Source organism: Synechococcus sp. MU1655 (genome assembly GCF_023630655.1).
Lineage (GTDB): Bacteria > Cyanobacteriota > Cyanobacteriia > PCC-6307 > Cyanobiaceae > Synechococcus_C.
In genome coordinates this window covers 1-3,809 of record NZ_JAKUHK010000203.1, presented here as the reverse complement: position 1 = coordinate 3,809, position 3,809 = coordinate 1, and the positions used below count along the sequence as shown (strand labels likewise).

Genomic DNA, 3,809 nt, shown 5'->3' with positions numbered 1-3,809 from the left:
TGATATTCGAGCTGCCCCATGTTGTGCATCAAGGCCGGCATCGATGAGGAGGCCTCGTCATTGTCGTAACTCATGAAGCTCAGGTCCTCTGCTTCTTCATGCACCTGAAGGTTCTCGGCATTGAAGCCACCGAGCCGACCAATGACATACCAGCTGTCAAAGATGCCATCCACGTAATTTCGCTCCCCTTGACTGGGAATTTCACTAAATCGAAGCCACACCCAGCAATTAAACGGATCAACCTCTCGGAAACGAACGTGCATGGCCTATTGGAGACCCTCGCATCATCGCTATCTCAAAAGAGATCGGCCACGATCATGATCAATCATGCTGATCACAGCACTGCCATCAACAGAAGCAACAGAGTCGCATGCTGGAAGTCAACAACATTCGATTCCGGCCGGCGACGTCAGAACGCGTGGTCCTGGACGAGATCAACCTCAAAGCCTCGCCAGGCATACCAGTGCTGATCTCAGGCAATAGCGGCAGTGGAAAAACAAGCCTGCTTGAAGTGATCAGTGGCTTAGCAGGAGAACAGAAAGGCTCGATTTTCTGGAAACAAGAAGCACTCACGAGACGTCAAAGGCGATGGCTATGTGGCGTGGTGTTTCAGTTTCCTGAACGTCATTTTCTGGGATTGAACGTATCTCAGGAGTTAAAACTTGGCCACAAAAGGCTCACGAGTGAGCAGCGAAGCACTGTGATTAGGCGAGTCGGCCTCGGTGATGTGGATCTGCGACAGGCACCAGAACGTTTAAGCGGAGGACAACAACGACGCCTTGCCCTAGCCGTGCAGCTATTGCGCCGCCCTGAAGTGCTGCTATTGGATGAACCAACCGCTGGTCTTGATTGGTCCGTTCGCTCCGAAGTGCTCGAACTGCTTCAAGATCTCTCCAAGGATCGACTGCTCATTGTTGTAACCCATGAACCGGATCTCTTTGAGGGGTGGAGCGGACACCATTGGAACCTGAGAGAGGGACGTCTCCACGCTCTGTCACCATTGCCGCTGTGATGCGCAAATGCCATGGGTGACTGCCTTGTCCGGGCCACGGCAGCTGGCGGAGGCATCAGGCTTGTAGCGGTGATCACCACCGAGGCCGCACGCGAAGCGAGACGGAGGCATCGCCTGTCCTATTTGACAACGGTGATGCTCGGGCGTGCCATGAGCGCTGGGCTCTTGTTAGCCAGCTCAATGAAGGTGCGTCACGGCCGTGTGAACTTACGCATTGGCTCCGATGGACCTATCGGTGGTTTGTTTGTCGATGCAGGCAGAGATGGTCGGGTACGCGGGTATGTAGGGAACCCAAAACTGGAATTAGATCCAATCGAAGATGAAGCAGGTCACTACAGCTTTGATTTCAATGCCGCTGCAGGTACGGGCTACCTTCATGTTGTGAGGGACGAAGGAAAGGGAGAGCCATTCAGCAGCACTGTTGAATTGGTTCGTGGAGGGATTGGAGAGGATGTTGCATCGTATTTACTGCATTCTGAACAAACACCCTCAGGCGTATTTGTAGGCGAAACGATCAGTCAAGAAGGCCTTGAATGTAGTGGTGGACTATTAGTACAGGTGCTGCCCAAAGCAGCAGAAGAACCAGCTCTGGTTGCTTTACTAGAGGAGCGTTGTCGCGAAATCCACAACTTCAGCAAGCATCTACTTGATAATCAGGATCATCTTGAGAATCTGCTCAAAGATGTTTTTCCAGATTTAGATCCTCAACCAATTCCCGCTGGAGAACCGTTACAACCGATCCAATTCTCATGCCCCTGCAGCAGAGAACGAAGCATCAACGCCCTGAGATTATTTGGCAAAAAGGAGCTCAACACGATGCTCAAAGAAGACAAAGGGGCTGAACTCACCTGCCACTTCTGCAGTGAGGTTTACAAACTTGATGAAAAAGAATTATCAGATCTCATCGATAGCCTATGAATCCATCACTCAGAGCAGAAGCAATATGCCAGCAACCAGAACTAAATAGGCTGGCAATGCTTCAAAGAGAATCGGATTCACAGACAATCCTGCTTGGGTCGAGACCAAGGCACCGATCACCGCGCCCAGAACCAGCCCTAAGGCGACGAGAGCCAAACTCCAGCCCAAGGCACCCAATGGTCTTCGACCCCGTTTGACCTGAGAGATGAACAAGCCAATTGTGGAGAGAGCCAGCACTAAATCGACCGCTGTTGGAGCCGCAAGAAGCAGCAACAGACCAATGCCTCCAGCGATCAGTCTCACCAGCAATCCCTGGCCTTCCACCAAACTCAGACTTGGAAGAAAACCGGCAGAGCTCAACCTGGGACTTGGAAGAGAGAGGTTGCGAATTCTGGTTAAAAGAGCAGACGTATTGGCAGGAGTACCTGAAGACGTTGATGCACTTTGGCTTTCAAGGCGGGAAGCGGTCACGGCAGCAGAACTAATGGTTCCTGACTGCCGTTCTCGCAAGCGTCCCATCAGCACTGCGTCATAGGCAGTTTCGATGCGAGCCCTCGCCATTGGATCGTCGCCAGCTGCCTTCAGAGAGGTTTCACGCGCCTGTTGAACCTCCTCAAACCCTGAATCAGCAGAAATTCCAAGCATTTCATAAGGATCCTGGGACTCTGAGCTCGAGCCGAGATCAACCCCTGACGCCATTCATTCAGTTCAATCTGTATTGATCGTATCGAGCTGAGCGCACAATCGGGTGAGCTGAATTGAATCAAAACAGAGGTTGCCCGTGCTTAAAGCCTTGAAGCTTTTCAAGTTGCCGTTTGCAATGGGGCACTTCAGCGCTGTGAAGCCATTTTCTGCGTTTGATCAAAGGCATTTGGGGCGGAAGGTGGTATCCCTCAACCACCTCAACACGATCTTGAGCGGGACGAAAGCACACATACTCCGTGCCGCCGTCCGAACATGGACGTAACAGCCAGACGTGACTCAGCGCAAACAGATCCATTGATCCAGTCTGGCGAACGTGAAGCAATGTTGCGAGTGAACGAAGGGTTGCAATCGCAACTCAAAGACTGATCGGCTCCACACCGCTCACAACAGGCGCGACGTTACTGAGAACAAGCGCAGGATGCTCCTCCATCAGTTGGTTCAAATTCCATTCGTTTTTGAACAACAAAACGGGGCGATTCCATGCATCGCGCACTGTCTTGCAATTAAAAATACGACCCACATCTTCCAGGGCAGACCAACCACCAGTCACCCAGCGTGCGACCTGAAAACCAAGGGGCTCCAGACGCGTATCAACGCCATACTCATTTTCTAAGCGGTGCTGCACAACTTCCAACTGCAACTGTCCAACCGCGGCAAGGATGGGATCACGCTTACTTTCGTCTGTGTCATAGAGAATTTGAACTGCACCCTCCTCACGAAGCTCGTTCACTCCTTTGCGAAAGTTTTTGAATACAGAAGGATTGGGATTGCGCAACCAACTAAAGATTTCGGGACTAAAGCAAGGAATACCCTCGTATTCGACCTTTGTACCAGTGTAAAGAGTATCTCCAATAGAGAACATTCCAGGATTATTCAATCCAATCACATCACCGGGATAGGCATCTTCAACAACAGCCCTATCTTGCCCAAATAATTTCTGAGGACGCGAAAGACGAATGGTGCGGCCAGTGCGGGCATGACGCACAGACATATCTTTTTCAAAACGGCCACTACAAACACGAACAAAAGCAACACGATCTCGATGACGTGGATCCATATTGGCTTGAAGCTTGAACACAAACCCGCTGAAATCAGGACGTAAGGGATCAACAGGGCCGTCCGTACCAACTCTTGCAACAGGCTTTTGTGCCATATCCATGAACGCATCAAGGAA

General features: G+C 51.2%; 6 protein-coding genes. 2 read left to right on the top strand and 4 right to left on the bottom strand.

The features are described from left to right. Positions 1–263 (bottom strand): DUF3531 family protein (locus NCN04_RS09240; protein ID WP_250395896.1); only part of this gene is annotated, 263 nt, incomplete at its 3' end. Between the two features lie 107 nt (positions 264–370). Here NCN04_RS09240 and NCN04_RS09235 point away from each other — a divergent pair. Both NCN04_RS09235 and hslO read left to right on the top strand, forming a co-directional pair. Next, on the top strand, positions 371–1,012 hold the full coding sequence (locus tag NCN04_RS09235; RefSeq protein ID WP_250395895.1) for an ABC transporter ATP-binding protein: 642 nt from the start codon (positions 371–373) through the stop codon (positions 1,010–1,012). Between the two features lie 12 nt (positions 1,013–1,024). After that, on the top strand, positions 1,025–1,930 hold the full coding sequence (gene hslO, locus NCN04_RS09230) for an Hsp33 family molecular chaperone HslO (RefSeq protein ID WP_250395894.1): 906 nt from the start codon (positions 1,025–1,027) through the stop codon (positions 1,928–1,930). A gap of 9 nt (positions 1,931–1,939) precedes the next feature. Here the strand turns inward: hslO and NCN04_RS09225 are convergent, their stop codons facing one another. The 3 genes from NCN04_RS09225 to NCN04_RS09215 form a co-directional block, all read right to left on the bottom strand. Next, complete coding sequence (locus NCN04_RS09225; protein ID WP_250395893.1) at positions 1,940–2,629, bottom strand: CPP1-like family protein; 690 nt, start codon at positions 2,627–2,629, stop codon at positions 1,940–1,942. A 64-nt stretch (positions 2,630–2,693) separates the two neighbouring features. Continuing rightward, on the bottom strand, positions 2,694–2,930 hold the full coding sequence (locus NCN04_RS09220) for a hypothetical protein (protein WP_048346404.1): 237 nt from the start codon (positions 2,928–2,930) through the stop codon (positions 2,694–2,696). 60 nt (positions 2,931–2,990) lie between these two features. Further along, a partial coding sequence (locus tag NCN04_RS09215) for an EF-Tu/IF-2/RF-3 family GTPase (RefSeq protein ID WP_350223247.1) occupies positions 2,991–3,809 on the bottom strand: 819 nt, incomplete at its 5' end.